General features: G+C 66.2%; 19 protein-coding genes and 1 tRNA gene. 10 read left to right on the top strand and 10 right to left on the bottom strand.

Annotated features, from left to right (window positions below; genetic code table 11):
- From SB4_RS03225 to tyrS, 3 genes are all read left to right on the top strand, one after another.
- Positions 1 to 583 (top strand): murein hydrolase activator EnvC family protein (locus SB4_RS03225; protein ID WP_153006034.1); only part of this gene is annotated, 583 nt, incomplete at its 5' end.
- A gap of 99 nt (positions 584 to 682) precedes the next feature.
- Entirely contained in the window at positions 683 to 1,129 is a 447-nt protein-coding gene (locus SB4_RS19415; RefSeq protein WP_153006033.1) for a hypothetical protein, read from the top strand.
- Between the two features lie 93 nt (positions 1,130 to 1,222).
- A complete protein-coding gene (gene tyrS / locus SB4_RS03215; RefSeq protein WP_058751383.1) occupies positions 1,223 to 2,449 on the top strand; it encodes a tyrosine--tRNA ligase in 1,227 nt (408 codons plus the stop codon).
- A 196-nt stretch (positions 2,450 to 2,645) separates the two neighbouring features.
- Here the strand turns inward: tyrS and SB4_RS03210 are convergent, their stop codons facing one another.
- Together SB4_RS03210 and recG are read right to left on the bottom strand one after the other, a co-directional pair.
- The gene (locus SB4_RS03210; RefSeq protein WP_058751382.1) at positions 2,646 to 3,086 is read right to left on the bottom strand and encodes a DMT family transporter; all 441 of its coding nucleotides are present in this window, start codon (positions 3,084 to 3,086) and stop codon (positions 2,646 to 2,648) included.
- A 30-nt stretch (positions 3,087 to 3,116) separates the two neighbouring features.
- The gene (recG, locus tag SB4_RS03205; protein WP_058751381.1) at positions 3,117 to 5,171 is read right to left on the bottom strand and encodes an ATP-dependent DNA helicase RecG; all 2,055 of its coding nucleotides are present in this window, start codon (positions 5,169 to 5,171) and stop codon (positions 3,117 to 3,119) included.
- Positions 5,172 to 5,252: 81 nt separating this feature from the next.
- On the opposite strand from recG, the gene SB4_RS03200 reads away from it, so the two are divergent.
- Together SB4_RS03200 and mfd are read left to right on the top strand one after the other, a co-directional pair.
- A complete protein-coding gene (locus SB4_RS03200) occupies positions 5,253 to 5,519 on the top strand; it encodes an FAD assembly factor SdhE (protein ID WP_058716446.1) in 267 nt (88 codons plus the stop codon).
- A 55-nt stretch (positions 5,520 to 5,574) separates the two neighbouring features.
- Positions 5,575 to 9,042: a transcription-repair coupling factor gene (gene mfd, locus SB4_RS03195; RefSeq protein WP_058751380.1), complete on the top strand. Its 3,468-nt coding sequence runs from the start codon at positions 5,575 to 5,577 to the stop codon at positions 9,040 to 9,042.
- A gap of 15 nt (positions 9,043 to 9,057) precedes the next feature.
- Here mfd and SB4_RS03190 read toward each other — a convergent pair whose 3' ends face one another.
- Both SB4_RS03190 and SB4_RS03185 read right to left on the bottom strand, forming a co-directional pair.
- Entirely contained in the window at positions 9,058 to 9,477 is a 420-nt protein-coding gene (locus SB4_RS03190) for a YybH family protein (RefSeq protein ID WP_058751379.1), read from the bottom strand.
- Entirely contained in the window at positions 9,465 to 11,174 is a 1,710-nt protein-coding gene (locus SB4_RS03185) for a putative bifunctional diguanylate cyclase/phosphodiesterase (RefSeq protein WP_058751378.1), read from the bottom strand. Before SB4_RS03185 ends, SB4_RS03190 begins: the two co-directional genes overlap by 13 nt.
- Positions 11,175 to 11,257: 83 nt before the next feature.
- On the opposite strand from SB4_RS03185, the gene moaA reads away from it, so the two are divergent.
- The 3 genes from moaA to SB4_RS03170 all read left to right on the top strand — a co-directional run bounded on the left by moaA (position 11,258) and on the right by SB4_RS03170 (position 13,277).
- The gene (gene moaA / locus SB4_RS03180; protein ID WP_058751377.1) at positions 11,258 to 12,271 is read left to right on the top strand and encodes a GTP 3',8-cyclase MoaA; all 1,014 of its coding nucleotides are present in this window, start codon (positions 11,258 to 11,260) and stop codon (positions 12,269 to 12,271) included.
- Positions 12,268 to 13,047 carry an NAD kinase gene (locus SB4_RS03175; protein ID WP_058733420.1) on the top strand — a complete coding sequence of 260 codons (780 nt, stop codon included), beginning with the start codon at positions 12,268 to 12,270 and terminating at the stop codon, positions 13,045 to 13,047. Before moaA ends, SB4_RS03175 begins: the two co-directional genes overlap by 4 nt.
- Before the next feature lie 155 nt (positions 13,048 to 13,202).
- Positions 13,203 to 13,277 (top strand) — tRNA-Asn (locus tag SB4_RS03170).
- Positions 13,278 to 13,317: 40 nt separating this feature from the next.
- Here the strand turns inward: SB4_RS03170 and SB4_RS03165 are convergent.
- The 3 genes from SB4_RS03165 to SB4_RS03155 form a co-directional block, all read right to left on the bottom strand.
- Positions 13,318 to 14,466 (bottom strand): glutathionylspermidine synthase family protein, encoded by a 1,149-nt coding sequence (locus SB4_RS03165; protein ID WP_058751376.1) that lies wholly within the window; start codon positions 14,464 to 14,466, stop codon positions 13,318 to 13,320.
- Positions 14,463 to 14,810, bottom strand: a complete 348-nt coding sequence (locus SB4_RS03160) for a hypothetical protein (RefSeq protein ID WP_241488455.1) — start codon at positions 14,808 to 14,810, stop codon at positions 14,463 to 14,465. Before SB4_RS03160 ends, SB4_RS03165 begins: the two co-directional genes overlap by 4 nt.
- A gap of 129 nt (positions 14,811 to 14,939) precedes the next feature.
- The gene (locus SB4_RS03155; protein WP_058716452.1) at positions 14,940 to 15,308 is read right to left on the bottom strand and encodes a glycine zipper 2TM domain-containing protein; all 369 of its coding nucleotides are present in this window, start codon (positions 15,306 to 15,308) and stop codon (positions 14,940 to 14,942) included.
- Between the two features lie 114 nt (positions 15,309 to 15,422).
- Between SB4_RS03155 and SB4_RS03150 the strand changes: the two genes are divergently transcribed.
- Together SB4_RS03150 and SB4_RS03145 are read left to right on the top strand one after the other, a co-directional pair.
- The gene (locus tag SB4_RS03150) at positions 15,423 to 15,842 is read left to right on the top strand and encodes a secondary thiamine-phosphate synthase enzyme YjbQ (protein WP_058751375.1); all 420 of its coding nucleotides are present in this window, start codon (positions 15,423 to 15,425) and stop codon (positions 15,840 to 15,842) included.
- 125 nt (positions 15,843 to 15,967) lie between these two features.
- The gene (locus tag SB4_RS03145; RefSeq protein ID WP_058751374.1) at positions 15,968 to 16,549 is read left to right on the top strand and encodes a CC0125/CC1285 family lipoprotein; all 582 of its coding nucleotides are present in this window, start codon (positions 15,968 to 15,970) and stop codon (positions 16,547 to 16,549) included.
- A gap of 65 nt (positions 16,550 to 16,614) precedes the next feature.
- Here the strand turns inward: SB4_RS03145 and SB4_RS19410 are convergent, their stop codons facing one another.
- The 3 genes from SB4_RS19410 to SB4_RS03130 form a co-directional block, all read right to left on the bottom strand.
- A complete protein-coding gene (locus SB4_RS19410) occupies positions 16,615 to 16,965 on the bottom strand; it encodes a hypothetical protein (protein ID WP_153006032.1) in 351 nt (116 codons plus the stop codon).
- A gap of 138 nt (positions 16,966 to 17,103) precedes the next feature.
- The gene (gene secA, locus SB4_RS03135) at positions 17,104 to 19,848 is read right to left on the bottom strand and encodes a preprotein translocase subunit SecA (protein WP_058751372.1); all 2,745 of its coding nucleotides are present in this window, start codon (positions 19,846 to 19,848) and stop codon (positions 17,104 to 17,106) included.
- Positions 19,849 to 19,956: 108 nt separating this feature from the next.
- The gene (locus SB4_RS03130) at positions 19,957 to 20,217 is read right to left on the bottom strand and encodes a hypothetical protein (protein ID WP_058751371.1); all 261 of its coding nucleotides are present in this window, start codon (positions 20,215 to 20,217) and stop codon (positions 19,957 to 19,959) included.
- Positions 20,218 to 20,268 lie beyond the last annotated feature (51 nt).

Raw genomic sequence — 20,268 nt, 5'->3', positions numbered from 1 at the left:
TCCGGGCGCCGCTACCAGGACGGCGACCGGTGCACCGGTCAGCAGCGCAGCCGAGCGCGCGGCGGCCTTCAAGCTCGACGTCGACGACATCCTTACCGGCGGCGAACCCGCGCTCGCCACCAACCAGGCCCCCGCCAAGCCCAGCCCCACGCCAAGCCGCGTCCTGCCGCCGACCGCCGTGGTCGCCGCCCCCACGCGCCTGCGCTCGGGCTTTGCCTGGCCGGTCGATGGCAAGGTGGTCAAGCGCTTCGGCGCGGGTTCCAGCGGCGAGCGCAATGACGGCATCAAGATCGCGGTGCCGATCGGCACGCCGATCAAGGCGACCGCCGATGGCGTCGTCGCCTATGTCGGCGACGGCATCGCGGCGCTGGGCGGCCTGGTCATCGTCAAGCATGGCGATGGCTGGACCAGCGTATACGGCCATGCCTCGAAACTGATGGTCCAGCGCGGCCAGAGCGTGAGGCGCGGCCAGACCTTGGCGCTGTCCGGCCAGACCGGTTTCGCCGACCGGCCCGAGCTGCATTTCGAGCTGCGCCGGGGCCGCCAGCCGGTCGACCCGCTCAGCCAGTTGCCCGGCCGCTGATGATGAACGCCGCCTAACGGGCGGTTCAGGATTTGGAACGCCACGACCTGTCATAGGTTGGAAACGAACTTGGGGCCGGTGCCCCTGGGAGTTGGCGTTATGAAGAAGATGTTTCAGGCCCTGGCCATGATCGGCCTTTCGGTGGCGGGCGTCGCGACGACGACGGCCCTTCCCCTGTCCTCGGCGCAGGCGCAGTCCTGGCGCGACGACGGTCCGCGCGGCGATCGCGACCGCTATGATCGCGAGCGTCGTGACTGGCGACAGGATCGCCATGACGACCGCCGCGACTGGCGTCAGGATCGCCGAGATGACGGTCGCGACTGGCGCGGCGAGCGGCGCGGCTGGCGCGACGATCGCGGATGGCGCGGCGACGACTGGCGCGCGCGCCGCGAAGCCCGCACGGCTCGCGAATATGAGCGCGCACGGCGCACGCCGGGTTATGTCGATCCGCGGTCCCAGGGCGACTATACCAACTATACCGGACGCGGATCGGGCTATCGCCCCTGCAACTATGTACGGCAGAACGGGCGCACCCTCTGTCGGTAAGGGAGCATGAAGCGGCGCGGGCATGGGGCCCGTGCCGCTTTGCCGTTACCGGAGGGTGACGAACGCGGATCGGCGGTGTAACGAGCGCCGGTTATGGCATACACCTCCGATCTGCTTCGCACCCTGGATGAACGGGGTTACGTCCACCAGATGACCGACGCCGCGTCGCTCGACCGGCTCGCGACCGGGGGCGTGGTGCCCGGCTATATCGGCTTCGATCCGACCGCGCCGTCGCTGCACGTCGGCAGTCTGGTGCAGATCATGCTCCTGCGCCGGATGCAGCAGACCGGCCACAAGCCGATCGTCCTGATGGGCGGCGGCACCGGCAAGATCGGCGATCCCAGCTTCAAGGATGAAGCGCGCAAGCTGCTGGGCGAGGACGGGATCAAGGCCAATGTCGCTTCGATCAAGCGCATCTTCGAGCGGTTCCTGACCTTTGGCCACGGTCCCACCGATGCGGTGATGGTCGACAATGCCGACTGGCTCGACAAGCTGGAATATATCCCCTTCCTGCGCGAAGTGGGGCAGCATTTCTCGGTCAACCGGATGCTTTCGTTCGACTCCGTGAAGCTGCGCCTCGACCGTGAGCAGTCGCTCAGCTTCCTCGAATTCAACTACATGATCCTCCAGGCCTATGACTTCCGCGAACTGGCCCAGCGTCATGGCTGCCGCCTGCAGATGGGCGGGTCGGACCAATGGGGCAATATCGTCAACGGCATCGAGCTGGCCCGCCGGATGGACGGGACCGAGGTGTTCGGCGTCACCACCCCGCTGATCACCACGGCGGACGGCGGCAAGATGGGCAAGACCATGGCGGGCGCCGTTTGGCTGCACGAGGACCAACTGCCGCATTTCGATTACTGGCAGTTCTGGCGCAACACCGACGACCGCGATGTCGGCCGCTTCCTGCGCCTGTTCACCGACCTGCCGCTGGACGAGATTGCCCGTCTTGAAAAGCTGGAAGGCGCGGAGATCAACGAGGCCAAGAAGATCCTTGCCAACGAAGCCACCGCCATGTGCCGTGGCCGCGCGGCGGCGGACGGAGCGGCGGAGACGGCACGTCGGACCTTCGAGGAAGGTTCGGCGGGCGCGGCGCTGCCCAGCTTTGCTGTTGAGGGCGGGTCGGTTTCCATCATCGACGCACTGATCGGCTTGGGCTTTGCCAAGTCCAAGGGAGAGGCGCGGCGGCTGATCGCAGGCGGCGGTGCGCGGGTCGATGGCGAGAAGGTGTCGGATGAGAATGCCGTCATCGCCGTGGGCGGAGAGCCGGTGAAGCTGTCGTCGGGCAAGAAGAACCACGGTTTGCTCACGGCGGGGTGATGCCCTTCGACCTCACCGAGACTGAACAGAGGTTGGGACCTCCTTGCTCTCCATAAAAGCTGTACCCCGGCGAAGGCCGGGGCCCAGTTTCTACCAAGTCGCCGAAGCGGGATAAGAGTGCGTGGGAGGCATTTTCTCCGCCCCATCAACCGCAAAGCAACTGGACCCCGGCCTCCGCCGGGGTACGGGCTGCAACTCACCCCCGCCGAACTACCACCGCCCCTGCAATCACCAGCACGACCCCGATGACCTTTCCCATAGTCACCGGCTCGACCCGCACGCCAAACAGACCGAAATGGTCGACGATCAACGCCGCCACCAACTGGCTAGCGATGGCAGCGGTCAGCGCCACGGAAATTCCCAGACGCGGCGCGGCATAGGCGAGTACCGCCACGAACCCGGCTCCGTAAAACCCGCCTAGCCATGCCCAGCCGGGCGCGCCTTTCATCGCCGCCGGGCTGGTCCGGTCGATCGCAGCCCAAGCCACCGCCAGCACCACCGTGCCAATGAGGAAGGACGTCAGCGACGCCAGCACCACCGACCCCGACGCCTTGGCGAGCGCGGCGTTGGTCGGCGGCTGGATCGCCAGACCGAGGCCCGCGATCAGAACGAGAATAAGGGGAAAGACAGCCGCCATACGCGCCCAACGCCACGAACGCCGCTTCGTTCAGCCCGAACGCAGCAGCGCCACCCCGGCATCCCGCTCAAACAGATACAGCGCCGTCCGCGCCGCCTGTCCGCGCGGTGCCTCCAGCCCGCCGTCACGATCGATCAGCAGCCGCGCGTCATCCTGCGCGCACTGCATCAGGTCGGCCATATTCTCCGGCGTGGCGAGCCGGAACGCCATCTCCCCCGATTGCCGCGTGCCGAGCAGTTCGCCCGCCCCGCGCAGCCGCAAATCCTCTTCCGCGATCCGAAACCCGTCATTGGTCTCACGCATCAGGGCGAGCCGCGCCCGCGATGTTTCCGACAGATGCGAGCCACGCAGGAGCAGGCAGCGCGACAGCCCCCCACCCCGCCCGACGCGCCCGCGCAACTGGTGCAGCTGCGCCAGACCGAAGCGATCGGCATGTTCGATCACGATCAGCGTGGCGTTGGGCACGTCCACCCCGACCTCGATCACCGTCGTCGCGACCAGCACCCCCAGCCGCCCGCCCGCAAACGCCTCCATCACCGCGTCTTTCTCTGCAGGCTTCATCTTGCCGTGGACCAGGCCTACCCGCTCGCCGAAGCGGGCGCGCAGGGTCTCGGCGCGCATCTCGGCGGCGGCGAGGTCGGACTTTTCGCTTTCCTCGACCAGCGGACAGACCCAGTATGCCTGCCCGCCCTCCGACAGGTGACGGCCGAGTGCGTTGACCACCTCGTCCAGCCGGTCCTCGGACACCACGCGCGTCTCGATCGGCTGACGGCCCGGCGGCATTTCGTCCAGCCGGCTGACGTCCATCTCGCCGTAATTGGCGAGCGTCAGGGTGCGCGGGATTGGCGTCGCGGTCATCGCCAGCAAGTGCGGGGGCGCCTTGCCCTTGGCGGACAGCATCATCCGCTGCGCCACGCCGAACCGGTGCTGTTCGTCCACCACCACCAGCGCGAGGTCGCGATAGGTCACGGTTTCCTGGAAGATCGCATGGGTGCCGACCAATATGTCGATCTCGCCCGCCGCCAAAGCCATGAGGGTCGCCTCCCGCGCCTTGCCCTTGTCCCGGCCGGTCAGCACCGCGATTTCGATCGGCAGCCCGGCCAGCGTCTTGCGCAGCGTCTCATAATGCTGGCGCGCGAGAATTTCGGTCGGGGCCAGCATCGCGCCTTGCGCCCCCGCCTCGACCGCGATCAGCAGCGCCATCGCCGCGACCAGCGTCTTGCCCGCGCCGACATCGCCCTGGAGGAGCCGCAGCATCGGCGCGTCCTGCGCCAGATCGCCCTCGATCTCGCGCACCGTCCGACTCTGCGCGCCGGTCAGCGTATAGGGCAGCTTGAGCATGTCGCGCAGGCGCCCGTCGCCGTTCAGCGCCCGCCCGCGCCGCTTGCGGGTATCGGCGCGGACCAGCGTCATCGCCAGTTGGTTGGCGAATACCTCGTCATAGCCCAGCCGCTCCCGCGCCTTTGCATCCGCCGGGTCGGCATGGACCCGCGCCAGGGCCTCGCGCCAGTCGGGCCAGCCGCGCTGCGCCTTCAGTCCCGGCTCGATCCATTCGGGCAGGTCGGGCGAACGCTCCACCGCCTGCGCCGCCAGCGCGCCCAGGCGCCGCGAGGTGATCCCCTCCGACAGCGGATAGATCGCCTCGCGCTCGCGGAAATCCTCGGTGCTGTCGCCCAGGTCCGGGTGCACGATCTGCAAGTCCTGGCCGTAAAGATCGAGGCGGCCGGAGACGACCTTGGTCTCGCCGATCGGCAGCAGCTTTTTCACCCAGCCCGAATTGCCGCCGAAATAGACGAGCGCGACGCTGTTGCCCGCCGCATCCTCGGCCCGCACCCGCGTCGGCCCGCGCGGGGAGGACGATACGCGGTACTCCTTGATGGTCAGCGGGATGGCGATCACCCTCCCCGCATCGGCCATCATCAGCTCGTCGCGGGGGAAACGGTCGATATGGCCGGTCGGCAGGTGGAAGGCGACATCGACCACCCGCGCGATGCGCAGGCGCTCGAGCGGCTTGGCGAGGCCGGGGCCGACGCCTTTCAGCGACGTGACTTCGGCGAACAGCGGATTGAGGATATCGGGACGCATGACTAGATGGGTGCGTATAGCCTCAAGCCCCCGCGCGCCGCCAGAGCATGTGGGGCCAATTCTCGTCGGATCGGAATTCCCATGGACCACGAAACCCGTATCAAGCGCCTTCGCTTTCGCGCATGGCATCGCGGCACCAAGGAAGCCGACCTGATGATCGGCGGCTTTTTCGACGCGCATCACGAAACGCTGAGCCCCGAAGAGCTCGACTGGTTCGAGGCGCTGCTGGAGGAGCAGGATGTCGACATCATGGCCTGGGCCATCGGCACGCAGGCCTGCCCGCCGCAATGGGACGGCCCGGTGATGCAGCGGATGCGCGCGCTGAATTTCGTGCCGATCGCACGGTAACTTACGCCACCGCAGGCGTTTCGCTTTCGCGTCCTTCCCCCAGTTTCGGAACCCCATGCCCGATATCAAGACGATCCTGTCCGCCCAGAGCCCGCTGACCCTCTCGGGCGTTCCGGCGGGGTTTCTGCCCGTGCTCCTCGCCGACCTGTCGCGGGCGGCCACGACGCGCGCGGTCTTCATCTGCGCCGATGATGCGCAAATGCGTGAGCTGGCCGCGACCGCGACCTATTTTGCGCCCGAGCTGGAAATCCTGCAGATCCCCGCCTGGGACTGCTTGCCCTATGATCGCGCCTCGCCGACCTTGCGCGTCATGGCGGAACGGATCGCGGGGCTCCACCGACTCCAGGCCAAGCCAAAGACGCCGCAACTCGTCCTGACCACCGCGAACGCCGCGACCCAGCGCGTGCTGACCCCGTTCCGTATCCGCCAGCTGGTCGCGCGCCTTGCCCCCGGCGAGCGGATCGGGCTGGAAAAGCTGTCCGCGCTACTCCAGGCGAACGGCTATGTCCGCACCGAGACGGTCCACGATCAGGGCGAATTCGCGGTGCGTGGCGGCCTGGTCGACCTGTTTCCCAGCGGCGAGGAACAGGCGTTGCGCCTCGATTTCTTCGGCGACGAAATCGAGAGCGTGCGCACCTTCGACCCCGCCGACCAGCGGACGACGGGACGGATCGAGGGCTTCACCCTGCTCCCCGCCTCCGAGGCGCTGCTCGACGAGGAATCGATCAAGCGCTTCCGCACCCGCTATCGCGAGACCTTCGGCGCGACCGCAACGGGCGACCCGCTCTATCAGGCGGTGTCCGAGGGGCGGCGCATGGCGGGCATGGAGCATTGGCTGCCGCTGTTCGAGGACAAGCTGTCGACGCTGTTTGACCATCTGGGCGATGGCGCCGTGGTGGTGCGCGACAATGGCGTCGCGGCGGCGGCGAGCGGACGCTTCGATGCGATCGCCGACTATTACGAGAACCGCAAGCGCGCCGAGGCGGCCCAGCCGGGCAGCTTCCGCCCCCTGCCCGCCAAATCGCTCTATCTGACCAACACGGAATGGGAAGCGGGGCTGGAGGCCGCGACCGCGCATCTGGTCACGCCGTTTCACGAACCCGAGAGCAAGACCGTCCTCGATTTTGAGGTGGATGGCGCACGCGACTTCGCCCCCGAACGCGCGGCGCACGCCAATATCTATGAGGCGGTGGTCGATCACCTCGAGGCGCTGCGCAAGGACGGCCGCAAGCCCGTCCTCGCCAGCTATTCCAATGGCGCGCGCGAACGTCTCGGCAGCCTGCTGAAGGACCATGGGCTGAAGGGTGCCAAGGCCGCCGAGACCTGGCAGCAAGCGCTGGGCATCGCCGATACGTCCAAGAGCTTCGGTGTCGCGCTGGTCGTCCTGCCGCTCGACCATGGTTTCACCGCGCCGGGCATCGCGGTGCTCACCGAGCAGGACATGCTGGGCGACCGGCTGGTCCGGCGGCAGAAGCGGCGTAAGTCGGCCGACGCGTTCCTCGCCGAGCTGGCGACGCTCTCGCCCGGCGATCTGGTTGTCCATTCCGACCACGGTATCGGCCGATATGAGGGGCTGACCTCGATCCCCGTCGGCAAGAGCCCGCACGATTGCGTGGCGCTCTCCTATGCGGGCGGCGACAAGCTCTACGTGCCGGTCGAGAATCTCGAAGTTCTGACCCGTTACGGCTCGGGCGAGGACGGCGCGAGCCTCGACCGGCTGGGCGGCGAAGCGTGGCAACGGCGCAAGTCCAAGATGAAGGAGCGCATCCGCGAGATCGCGGGTGAGCTGATCGCGGTCGCCGCCGAACGCGCGCTACGCCAGGGCGAGGTCGCCGAGCCCGACAGTGCAGGCTATCCGGCCTTTGTCGACCGTTTCCCCTATGAGGAAACCGACGATCAGGATCGTGCCATCGACGATGTGTTGGGCGACCTGACCGCTGGCAAGCCGATGGACCGGTTGATCGTCGGCGATGTCGGCTTCGGCAAGACCGAGGTCGCTTTGCGCGCCGCCTTCGTCGCGGCGATGGCGGGGATGCAAGTGGCGGTCGTCTGCCCGACCACGCTGCTCGCGCGTCAGCATTACAACCAGTTCGTCCAGCGGTTCGAGGGGTTCCCGATCAAGATCGGCCGCCTCTCCCGCCTGGTCACCGCGACCGAGGCCAAGAAGACCAAGGACGGCGCGGCGTCGGGCGATCTCGATATCGTCGTCGGCACCCATGCGCTGCTCGCCAAGGGGGTGGAGTTCAAGCGGCTGGGCCTGGTCATCGTCGACGAGGAGCAGCGGTTCGGCGTCACTCACAAGGAGCGGCTGAAGGCGCTGAAGGCCGATGTGCATATGCTGACTCTGACCGCGACGCCGATCCCGCGAACGCTGCAAATGGCGATGTCGGGCCTGCGCGAGCTGTCGGTGATCCAGACGCCGCCGGTCGACCGGCTGGCGGTGCGCACCTATGTCATGCCCTGGGACCCGGTGGTTTTGCGCGAGGCGCTGCTGCGCGAACATTATCGCGGCGGGCAGAGCTTTCTCGTCACTCCGCGCGTCGCCGACCTGCCGGATATTGAGGAGTATCTCCGCAAGGAAGTACCCGAGGTCCGCTATGTTGTCGCGCACGGCCAGATGTCGCCCACGGAAGTGGAAGAGCGCATGTCCGCCTTCTATGACCGCAAGTTCGAGGTGCTGGTGTCGACCACCATCATCGAAAGCGGCATCGACATTCCGTCCGCCAACACGATGATTGTGAACCGCGCCGACCGCTTCGGCCTGGCCCAGCTCTATCAGCTGCGCGGACGCGTCGGCCGGTCGAAGACCCGTGCCTACGCCTATATGGTCACGCCGCCCGAGCGGCAGATGACCGAGGCGGCGGAGAAACGGTTGAAGGTGCTGTCCGACCTCGACTCGCTGGGCGCGGGCTTCCAGCTGGCCAGCCATGACCTCGACATTCGCGGCGCGGGCAATCTGCTCGGCGACGAACAGTCGGGGCATATCAAGGAGGTCGGCTACGAACTCTACCAGTCGATGCTGGAAGAGGCGATCCTGGAGGCCAAGGCGGGCGGCGCGTTCGAGAAAAAGCGCGACTTCTCGCCCCAGATCACCGTCGACGCCCCCATCCTGATCCCGGACGATTATGTCCCCGATCTCGACCTGCGCATGGGGCTGTATCGCCGCCTCAACGATCTGGAACAGCAGCAGGAGGTGGAGGAATTCGCCGCCGAAATGATCGACCGGTTTGGCCCGCTGCCCGAGGCGACCGACAATCTGATCCAGGTCATCAAGATCAAGCTAAACGCCAAGACCGCTTGTATCGCCAAGATGGATGTCGGCCCGCGCGGTGTGCTGGTCAGCTTCCACGACAATCGTCCGGCCAATGTTGACGGGCTGTTCGCCTATGTGGAGCGGCTGGGCGAACTGGCGAAGCTGCGCCCCGACGGCAAGCTGGTCCTCAACCGTGCCTGGCCCGATGCCAAGGCACGGCTGCACGGCGCGCTGCAACTGTCGAAGGGGCTGGCGAAGGCGGCGGGGTAACGCCCCGCCCCACCCTCAACTGCTATGGTCGGCGACGATCTTCCAGCCATCGGCGCGGTGCTCGAACAGGAGCGAGGTCATCCCGCTCTCGCCGCCCGACAAATTCCACCGCGCGATCAGGAAGCGGCGTTCGCCCAGCCGCTTCCATTCGAGGAAATCGAAACGAAGCTCGCCCCGGCTGTTGCCGTCGCCGGTGAAGCTGCGCTGGAAATTCTGCGTGATCGCGGCCTTGCCCCGGGTCACCACGCTCTTGCCGACGAAGATCGCATCGGGCGCATAGATTCGGACGAAGCGATTCAGGTCGCCCCTGTTCCACCCCTCCGCGCTGTCCAGCATCGCGGCGCGGATGCCCGCCTCGGCCGGATCGGCGGCCGGGGTCGCCGCATAGACCGCAACCGGTGCCAGTGCGATCATCGCCATGCTCAGGCCGCGCATTGCAGTTCCTCCTCGACCATCGTGCGCAGCGCCTCTTCATCCAGCGGCGCGGCGCGCAGGAAGCCCTGATAGGTCTCGCAACCCAGCCGCCCCAGCAACGCCGCCTGCTCGTGGGTCTCGACGCCCTCGGCGATGATCCCCATGCCCAGATGCGCGGCGATACGGATGATCCCGCGCACCACCACCCGGTCGCGGCGCGAGGCGTCGACCTCCGTCACCAGCGCCCGGTCGAGCTTGATATAGTCGATGGGCAGGCTGGTGAGATAGGCGAGGCTGGAATAGCCGGTGCCGAAATCGTCGATCGCGATCCGCACCCCGGCCTGGCGCAGCGTGTCCAGCACGATGGCGGCGCGGTCGAGTTCGTGGATCAGGCCCGTCTCGGTAATTTCGGCGGTCAGCCGCTCGATCGGAAAGCCGCTGCTCGCCACCCGGTCGAGAAACAGCCCGGCAAACCCGGCACGTCCGACATCGGCGGCAGTGATATTGATCGACAGCCGCAGGTGCGACAGCCCCTTGGGCCAGCGCGCCGCGCGTTGCAGCGCGACCTGCTGGATATGATCGGACAGCGCCAGCCCCAGGTCCGCCCGCTCCGCCGCCGCGAACAGCGGATCGGCCCCCAGCGGCCCCAGTGTCGGGTGCCGCCAGCGGGCGAGAGCCTCGACCCCGGTGATCCGCCCGGTCTTGATCGCGACCTGGGGTTGGAACACGATGTCGATCTCGCCGCGCTCGATGGCGTGGTGAAGATCGGCGGCCAGGACGTCGAGCGGCGTGACGTCGCCCGGATGCGCGAAACGCAGCATGGCGCCGTCGCCGACCTGCGCCTGACGCAGCGCTTCGCCCGCACGGGCGAGCAGCCCGGCCGGGTCCTCGTTCGGTTGCGCCGCGGCCAGGCCCAGCCGGACGCCCAGCCTCATGGGCACCGCCCCGGCCTGGAACGGCAAGGCGAGCAGCGATTCCAGGGTCTCGGCGATGGCTCTGGCCCGCGCCGGATCGGCGACGCCCGCCATCACGAACTCCGACCCGCCCGAGCGTGCGACGATGGCACTCTCGCCGAACGCCGCTGCGGCAACCGCCTGCATCCGCGCCTCGACCGAGCGGAGCAGCATATTGCCCGCCGGGCGACCATGGGCGGCGTTGATCAGGTCCAGCCGCGACAGGGAGACGATGATGGTCAGGCACGGATCGCCCCGGTCCATCGCATCCGCGATCCAGCGATACACTTCGCCCACTTCGCCATCGGCATGACTGCGCCGCCGCCGGACGTCCAGCGTCCGGCGGGCATGACGCTCCGCCAGCTTCAACGAAGCGCCGAGCATCACGTCATCGGCGTCGGGGGCCAGGATATGCGTCGCGCCCGCTGCGACGAATGCGTCCAGCGTCTCGGACAGGGAATCCGGCACGGCGACCAGCATCGCCGCGCCCGTCGCCGCGATCACCGCGCCCAGTGCCTGGGCCGCACGCAGGCCCAGATCCCCCGCCTCGCGCGCGTCGATCAGGGCGACCCGCGCCTCGCTCGCCAGGAACGATCCCACCAGCATGTCGCCCGACGGCGGCTCGCCATCGCGCGGCGCCATCGACCAGATGGCCCAACCGGCGCGGATGATCGCCTCATCCAGCATCGCAGGATGGTGGAACGAAAGCGCAAAGACCGCCGTTCCTCTGCGGTGGGCGTTAAAACCGAATTCATCCTGCGTCATGCGCGCATCCTATCCACCGACTTGGGGATCACCAACGGCAATCCGCCTTGCCCGCGTCCCGCCTTGGGGCTAGCTTCATGACGATGGGCAGTGCCAAAGCCTCGACTGCCGGATCGCTGGTCGATCAACATGGCCGCACGATCCGATATTTGCGCATCTCGGTCACCGATCGCTGCGACCTGCGCTGCCGCTATTGCATGGCCGAGCAGATGACCTTTCTGCCGCGCGCCAAGTTGCTGAGCCTCGATGAGATCGCGATCATCGCCGAACGCTTTATCGCGCGCGGCGTGACCCGCATCCGCCTGTCGGGTGGCGAGCCGCTCGTCCGCCGCGACGTGGTCGATCTGGTCAAGCGGCTGGGTGGTCATGTCGGGCATGGGCTCGACGAATTGACCATGACCACCAACGGCACCCGCCTGGCCGATAATGCGGGCGCGCTGGTCGATGCGGGCGTCAGGCGGCTCAATGTCAGCCTGGACAGCCGCGATCCCGAACGGTTTCGCTACATCACGCGTCACGGCGATGTTGCCCAGGTGATCCACGGCATCCTCTCGGCACGCGACGCAGGGTTGGACATCAAGATCAACATGGTCGCGCTCAAGGGTCTCAACGAAGACGAGATCAATTCGATGCTCGCCTGGTGCGTTTCCGAAGGGCTGGACCTGTCGCTGATCGAAACCATGCCGCTGGGCGCGATCGATGAGGATCGGGTGGACCGTTTCCTGCCGTTGACCACCGTCTTCGATCGGCTGGCGACGGCGTTCCCGTTGGTCCGCGCTGGACATCGCACGGGCGGGCCTGCGCGCTATTGGCAGGTGGAGGGGAGCGAAACCCGGCTCGGCCTCATCTCGCCGCTGACCGCGAATTTTTGTGACGGGTGCAACCGCGTGAGGCTGACGACCGAGGGCAAGCTGTATATGTGCCTGGGTCATGAGGATCAGGTGGATTTGAAGGCCGCGCTACGCGACGGCGGCATCGCAGGGCTGGATGCGGCGATCGACATGGGGCTGGCCGCCAAGCCTGCCCGGCACGACTTCCGTATCGAAACGGGCTCGGCCCCGGCCGTGTCGCGTCACATGAGTGTGACCGGCGGATGACCCAACCTCTCCGGCGGGCAATCGTCGCCTCGCCTACCGCCCCTGCTCAAGCAGCGGTCGCCGATCTGCAGAACAGCGCCGATTGGGTCGATTTCGACGATGCCGATTATGTCATAGCCTTGGGCGGCGACGGCTTCATGCTGCAGACGCTGCACCGGATGCTGGAGCGGCGGCGTGGGCCGGTGCCGGTGTTCGGCATGAACCTGGGCACGGTCGGCTTCCTGATGAACGAGTGGCGCAGCTATGGGCTGGAGGACCGGCTGGCCCGTGCCAAGCCGTTCCGCGTAACGCCGCTCCAGATGACAGCGACCGGCATCGATGGTCGCGTGCACCAGCTGCCCGCGATCAACGAGGTCTCGCTGCTGCGCGAAACCCGTCAGACCGCCAAGCTGGAAGTCGCGGTCAACGGCCGCATCGTCCTACCCGAACTGGCCTGTGACGGAATCCTCGCCGCGACCCCGGCAGGCTCGACCGCCTATAATTTCTCGGCACAGGGTCCGATCCTGCCGCTTGGTTCGGCGTTGATCGCGCTCACTCCGATCAGCCCGTTCCGCCCCCGGCGCTGGCGCGGTGCGATCCTGCCCGACAAGGCGCGGATTTCGATCAAGGTGCTCGATCCGGGCAAGCGCCCCGTCTCCGCCGTCGCCGACCAGCGCGAGGTGCGCGACGTGGCGCAGGTGGATATCTGCATGGACCGGTCGCGCGAGTTGACGCTGATGTTCGACCCCGAGCACGCGTTGGACGACCGCATCACGATGGAGCAGTTCGTCGCCTGATCGGCGACGGGGGAGCAGTTCGTCGTCTGGCGGGCGACATAGGCCGGCCAGGCATTTATCCACAGCTTTGGCGGCCAAACTTACGCAAAACCGTCAAAAAGGGGGTTGCGGCTTTTTTCGAGCCCTTTATAGGACCCCTCCACAGCGCCGGACATTCCCTGATAGCTCAGCGGTAGAGCTCTCGACTGTTAATCGAGCGGCCGTAGGTTCGAATCCTACTCAGGGAGCCACCGGCGCTGTCTTCCCCCAGACAGCGCCAGCCATGACGGATCACCCGTCGATCACATGCGGCACGAACCGCGCCGTGTTCGAGGTGATCAGCCCGTCTTCGCGGATACCCATCCCCACGGCCGCCCCGTCAACCACCCAGCTCCCCAGCACCGGAAAACACCCCGGAGCCGCTTCCGGCAAACGGTAGAGCGACTGGTAGATATAGCCCTCCTCACCATAATCCCCTGCCGTCTCGGCGACGATGCTTCCCGCCTTGCGGATCGAGACGTTGGCGCCCTCGCGCGACAATAAAGGCTTGGCGACCGCATCGCCCTGCGGGATCGCGAAGCTGGCGGGCAACAGGTTCGGATGGCCCGGAAACAGGTCCCATAGCACGGGCAGGATCGCTTTGTTCGACCAGATCATCTTCCAGATCGGCTCGATCCACGTCAGGTCGCCGCGCTCCAGATTGTGGAGCAGCGGCACGGCGAACTCCTCCTGGACCAGCCATTCCCAGGGATAGAGCTTGAACATCGCCTCGATGCGCATGTCCGCTTCATCGACGAAGCAATGCGCCTCATGGTGCCAGCCGACACGCTCCATCAGGATGGGAACGGTGGTGATGCCCGCCGCCTCCGCCGTATCGCGGATATAGGCGGCGGTGACGGCATCCTCGCCCGCCCTGTCCGCGATATGAGCGACGTGCAGCGTCGAGGGCAGATCGGGCGCGATCTCCGCCCAGCGCGCAACCAGCGCCTCGTGCAGGCTGTTGAACTGGTCGAGCGCGGGGAAACACTCTTCCTTCCACGCCCATTGCACCACCGCCGCTTCCAGCAGCGAGGTCGGTGTATCGCAATTGAACTCGAACAGCTTGGGCGCGCCCGATCCGTCATAGCCCAGGTCGAACCGCCCGAAATTCAGCGCCGGCGGCTCGGCTTCCCAGGCTTCGCGGATCGGATCGTGAAAGGCGGGCGGGATTGCGAAGCGGGCGAGTAGCGCGGGATCGCTGACCACCGCCTCCCCCGCCGCCAGGAACAGGCGATAGAGTTCGGTGGTCGCACTCTCGATATTATCCACCTGCGCGCGGGTGAAGCGATAACAGGCGCTTTCGTCCCAATAGGGCCGGTCACCGCCGTCATGCCAGATCAGGCCCAGCGCCTCGACCTTGGCCTGCCAGTCGGGACGGGGAGACAGGCTCTGGCGGATCATGCGCCAGCACCACCGAAACGCGACGCCGATGCGCCGAAGCCGCCGCGACTGATCGCGGCCGACCGGGTCATTGCACTGCCCGAGGGGGCTGCAACGTAGCGAGCACCCGTTGCCGGGCGGAAGCTCCCGCCGGTGGCGCGTTCGCCGTAAAAGGGAATGGGACGCCCTCGCCCCAGAAAATACCAGAAGGCCGCACCGCCCATGCCGACGCGTGTCTGGCGACACCGGTCATCGGGCAGGCGCTTGCCCTGCGCGTCGGTGCAGATCGCGGTATCCTGATCGGCGGTCCAGTTATCGTCCGCCTTGGCACGGTTGCATCCGCTGGCCAACAAGGCTGCGGCCATCGCCGTCGTCCATTTGAGATACTGCGCCATCATAATCCTCCCGCCGCGCATCATGCGGCAGGGCCAACCCCTTTGGCTAGGGGTGGTGGGGACACCGATGGCCCATGCCACCGGCATCCCCTGCCTCCGTCAGCGGCAGCGCACCTTGCCGCGATCGATCGAGCGGCCGAGCAGCGCACCGCCGCCCGCGCCCAGCAGCGTGCCCAGCGTACCGCCGCCGATCACATTGCCCAGCACACCGCCGCCGACCGCGCCGATGACCAGGCCAGTGGTGCCGTCATTGCGCTTGCAGTAGGTCCGACCGTCACGACCGCGGAAAATCTGGTCGTCACGAGTCAGGCGACGCTCGCGATGATTGCCGCGACGATAATCGCGCGACGCGTCCCAGTCGTTGCGGTCGCCGTGCCAGCGATAGTCGCGGTCCTGCGCGACGGCGGGGGTGGCGGCGATGGGGGCGGCAACGGTAACAACGGCCAGAGCGGCGAGCAGGGCTTTCATGGCAAGTCTCCTTTTCCTCAAGCCCGCACAACGCGCACCGATCAAAGCCGTTCATTTCGCGTCGCACGACCGCGCAGGCTGGCACCGATCCCTACGCTCGGGCATTGATCGGTCATGCGCCAAGCCACCACCATCCTGTCCGTCGATACCCATGGTCAGGGCCTGACCGAGATTACGCGTCCCGTTTCCGCCTGGGTCCGAGAACAGGGCATGGAGGAAGGGCTTCTGACTCTGTTCTGTCGCCACACCTCGGCCTCGCTGATCATCCAAGAAAATGCCGCGCCGGAGGTGAAGACCGACATTCTCGCCTATTTCGCCCGGCTCGCGCCGGAGGAGGCCCACGCCTATGCCCATGATGACGAAGGGCCCGACGACATGCCCGCCCATCTGCGCGCCATCCTGACCGGCATTCATTTATCCATACCGCTGATCGGCGGGCGGCTCAGCTTGGGCACATGGCAAGGCATCTACCTCTTCGAGCATCGCCGCGCACCGCATCGTCGGCAAATTGCAATCCATGTGGCGGGCATGTGACGCACTATTCATCGCGGGAGCCAAACCGTTCATCGACCGTTCTGGAGAGATGAGCTAAACGGGCATCAGCTACAGGGCTGTTGCCGTCCGGCTCGGTCGGGCGGCAAGGAAAGGAAGAAGTGTCCATGCAATTCGGTCGGAAGATCGCGCTCGCGCTGCTCGGCGCCAGCACCTTGATGGTCGCGGGATGTGCGACCGAAACCACCTATCGCCCGGCAACGGGTTCGGGCTTCTACCGCACCGGTTATTCCGACCAGCAGCTGGAGCCCGGCCGCTTCATCGTCAGCTTCGCGGGCAACACCGTCACGTCGCGCGATACCGTCGAGCGTTACCTGCTATTCCGCGCGGCCGAGCTGACGCTGGCCAATGGCTATGACTATTTCGTGATGGCCGATCGCGACACGCAGCTGCGCTCGCGCACCTATTCGACGCCCGGCGCCTTCGGGCCGGGCTTCGGTGGCTGGGGCGGCGGCTGGTGGGGCCCGTCGTGGCGCTATTATGGCCGCGGCTTCGGTTGGCGCAGCTGGGACCCGTTCTGGGGTGACCCCTTCTTCGGTAACAACATGGATATCAACACCATCGACCGCTACGAAGCGACCGCCGAGGTGGTTATGCGCAAGGGTCCGATCCCGCGCGACAACCTGCGCGCCTTCGACGCCCGCGCGATCGTCAGCACGATCGGGCCGACGGTGGTGATGCCGAAGTAAGTCGGTCTTTTCAACACGTCATCAGGGCGGTCATCTTCTGGGATGGCCGCCCTTTTTTTTTGGGATCAGGGCTGTCCGCCGCGCACTCGGCGGGCATTGACCAGGCCGCGCAACGCCTCGGAACGGACCTGCAATTCGCGCTCTTCGGACAAGGAAAGCCCGTCCTGGGCGAAACGCTCGCCAAGCTCGCCGATCGCGGCATCCTCGCGTCCAAAGGATCGGGCCTCGGCGCGCGATATGTCTCCACTGCGCCGCCCCTCACGGATCGCGCGACGGATGTCGCGTCGGTCGGCCGCGACGCTTGGCTGATTGGGCATCGCGAGGATATCGGACGGTGGCCCGGCACTGACGAACTGCGCAGGCGCGGCGGCAGGTAGTGAGGCTGTCATGACGGCCAGCATCGCATAGTGTTTCATGATCAATCCTCCCTATCGGCCGAGGATCGCCCCAGCCCGCTTAACAAAGGCTGTCTATTCCTCCCCTGCAAGGAGAGGAATGAAAAAGGGCGGCGAGCCTAAGCTCACCGCCCTCTAACTTTACCGGTCGACAGGGGATCAGACCGTCACCGCCCCATGGCAATGCTTGTACTTCAGCCCCGAGCCGCAAGGGCACGGCGCGTTGCGGTTGACGCGGCCTTCCCACTGCGACGGGTCGGTGCCCAGGTCCATGCCCTCGGGCTGCGGAATCTGCATGGGCGGCATCTGCGGCTGGAGCAGACCGCGCGCGGCGGCGTCCCAGTCGTTGCTATTGTCCTCGCCGGTGAACGGGTCGAAGTGCGAGGTGATGAAGTCCGGCAGCTCGGGCAATTCCGGCGGCGCCTGAAGCTGGAACTGGGCATAAGCGATGGTGCGCGTCACATCCTCGCGGATATTGTCGAGCATCCGCTGGAACAGCGAAAACGCCTCGTGCTTATATTCATTGATCGGCGTCTTCTGCGCATAGGCGCGCAGGTGGACGACCTGGCGCAGCGCGTCCAGCGTGGCCAGATGCTCCTTCCAATGATGGTCCAGATTCTGGAGCATGATCGACTTTTCGACACTGGCCCAGGTGTCCGGCTCCAGCTCCTTGGACTTGGCCTCGACCGCCTCGTCGGCCAGCGCATTGACGCGCTCCAGCACGATCTCGGGGTCGATCGCTTCCTCGGTCATCCAGTCGTCGACCGGCGGCTCGAGGTTCAGCAGGTCCTTCAGCTGCTGTTTCATGCCCGCGACATCCCATTGCTCGGGATAGCTGTTAGGCGGGCAGGCCGCGCCCACGATCGCATTGACCGTCTCGGCGCGCATGTCGGCGACGACATCGCCGACCGTCTCGGCATCCATGATGTCGGCGCGCTGTTCATAGATGACCTTGCGCTGGTCATTCATCACGTCGTCATATTCAACGACCTGCTTGCGGATGTCGTAGTTGCGCGCCTCGACCTTCTTCTGCGCGGTTTCGATCGCCTTGGTCAGCCACTTGCTGCCGATCGCCTCGCCATCCTCGATATTGTTGCGCATCATCTTGGCGAACAGCGTGTCCGGCCCGAAGATGCGCAGCAGATCGTCGTCGAGGCTGAGGTAGAAGCGCGACAGGCCCGGATCGCCCTGACGCCCCGAACGGCCGCGCAGCTGGTTGTCGATGCGGCGGCTCTCGTGCCGCTCGGTGCCCAGCACGAACAGGCCGCCCGCCTCGAGCACCTTCTGCTTTTCCTCGATGATTTCGGCGCGGATGCGCGTCGCCGCCGCCTCATATTCCGGCGTGCCCTCGACCAGCTCGGGATGCTCGTCGAGCATGCGGAATTCCAGATTGCCGCCCAGCTGGATGTCGGTGCCGCGACCGGCCATGTTGGTGGCGATAGTCACCGCGCTCAGGCGACCGGCCTGCGCCACGATATGCGCTTCCATCTCGTGATAGCGCGCGTTCAGCACCTTGTGGGGCACGCCCTCCTGGGTCAGGAATTCGCTCAGCAGTTCCGACTTCTCGATCGAGACGGTGCCGACCAGCACCGGCTGCCCCTTAGCGGCGTGATCGCGGATCTTCTTGGCGATCGCCAGGAACTTGTCTTGGGTGTTCTTGTAGAACTCGTCCTCCTCGTCGACGCGCGCGATCGGCACGTTGGTCGGGATGGTGACGACGTTGATCTTGTAGATATCGTAGAATTCGCCCGCCTCAGTCGCGGCGGTGCCGGTCATGCCCGAAATCTTCGGATACATGCGGAAATAATTCTGGAAGGTGATCGAGGCCATGGTCTGGTTCTCGGGCTCGATATTGACGCCCTCCTTCGCCTCGACCGCCTGGTGCAGGCCCTCCGACCAGCGACGCCCGTCCATCATGCGGCCGGTGAACTCGTCGATGATGATGACCTTGCCATCCTTCACGATGTAATCGGTGTCGCGCTTGAACATCATGTTCGCGCGCAGCGCCTGGTTCAGGTGGTGGACGACCTGGGTATTCTCGAAATCGTACAGGTTTTCACCCTGAAGCAGCCCGGCCGCCTCGAGCAGGCGCTCGGCGCGCTCGGTGCCGTCCTCGGTCAGGATGATCGACTTCTGCTTCTCGTCCTTCTCATAATCGTCGGCGGTCAGCTGCTTCACGATCGCATCGACACCGATATACAGCTCCGACTTGTCGTCGGTCGGCCCCGAGATGATAAGCGGCGTGCGCGCCTCGTCGATCAGGATCGAGTCGACCTCGTCGACGATGGCGTAGTTGAAGGGGCGCTGCACCATCGACGCGCGCTCATACTTCATATTGTCGCGTAAATAGTCGAAGCCGAACTCGTTGTTCGTGCCGTAGGTGATATCGGCCGCATAGGCGGCCTTGCGCTGCGCATCATCCAGGTTCGGGATGATGGTGCCGGTCGTCATGCCCAGGAAGCCATAGACGCGGCCCATCGTCGCGGCGTCGCGGCTGGCGAGATAGTCGTTGACGGTCACGACGTGGACGCCCTTGCCGGGCAGCGCGTTCAGATAGGTGGCGAGCGTGGCGACCAGCGTCTTGCCCTCACCGGTGCGCATTTCGGCGATCTCGCCGCGATGAAGGACGATGCCGCCGATCATCTGCACGTCGTAATGGCGCTGGCCAAGCACGCGCTTGGCGGCTTCGCGCACCGTGGCAAAGGCTTCGGGGATCAGGCTGTCGAGCGTCGCACCCTGGTCCAACTGCTCGCGGAACTTCACCGTCTGTACGGCGAGCTGCGCATCGGTCATGGCCTCCATTTCGGGCTCGAACGCGGCGATCTTGGCGACCAGGGGCTTGAGCGACTTGACGTAACGGTCGTTGGACGAACCGAACAGGGACTTGGCGAGGCCGCCGAACATAAGCGATTTCCTGACTGAAATATCGTGAGATAGGCGCAGCGCCATTCCAGCGAAGGCACGCGCGACTGCAATGGTAAGGAAAGGGTCAGCCGCAGCCGACGCCGGGGCTTATTCGCGCCGACGGCCCATGAAGATCGCCACCACCGGGCGCGGAGTTTCCCTATCAAGACGATAGGTCGGCACGGCACTCGCAAAAAGGCTGGCCAATGCCTGCGCCGGTCGGGTCGCGGCACGCGCGACAGCAGCCTGCTTGGCGGCCGAAACGATGCAGCGCTCGGCAACGACCCCGCGCGCTTCCTGCCCACGCGCGCTGGCCCCCACGCCGGTCAGCGCGGACAATAGGGCAGAGAGGAGCAGAAGCAGGTTCATGCGAAGCTTGTCTTAGGCAGATACGCGCGGCGCGTCCATCCGTTGCATGGA

The organism is Sphingomonas sanguinis (assembly GCF_001476905.1).
Classification (GTDB): domain Bacteria; phylum Pseudomonadota; class Alphaproteobacteria; order Sphingomonadales; family Sphingomonadaceae; genus Sphingomonas; species Sphingomonas sanguinis_B.
This window is presented reverse-complemented; position numbering and strand designations above follow the sequence as displayed.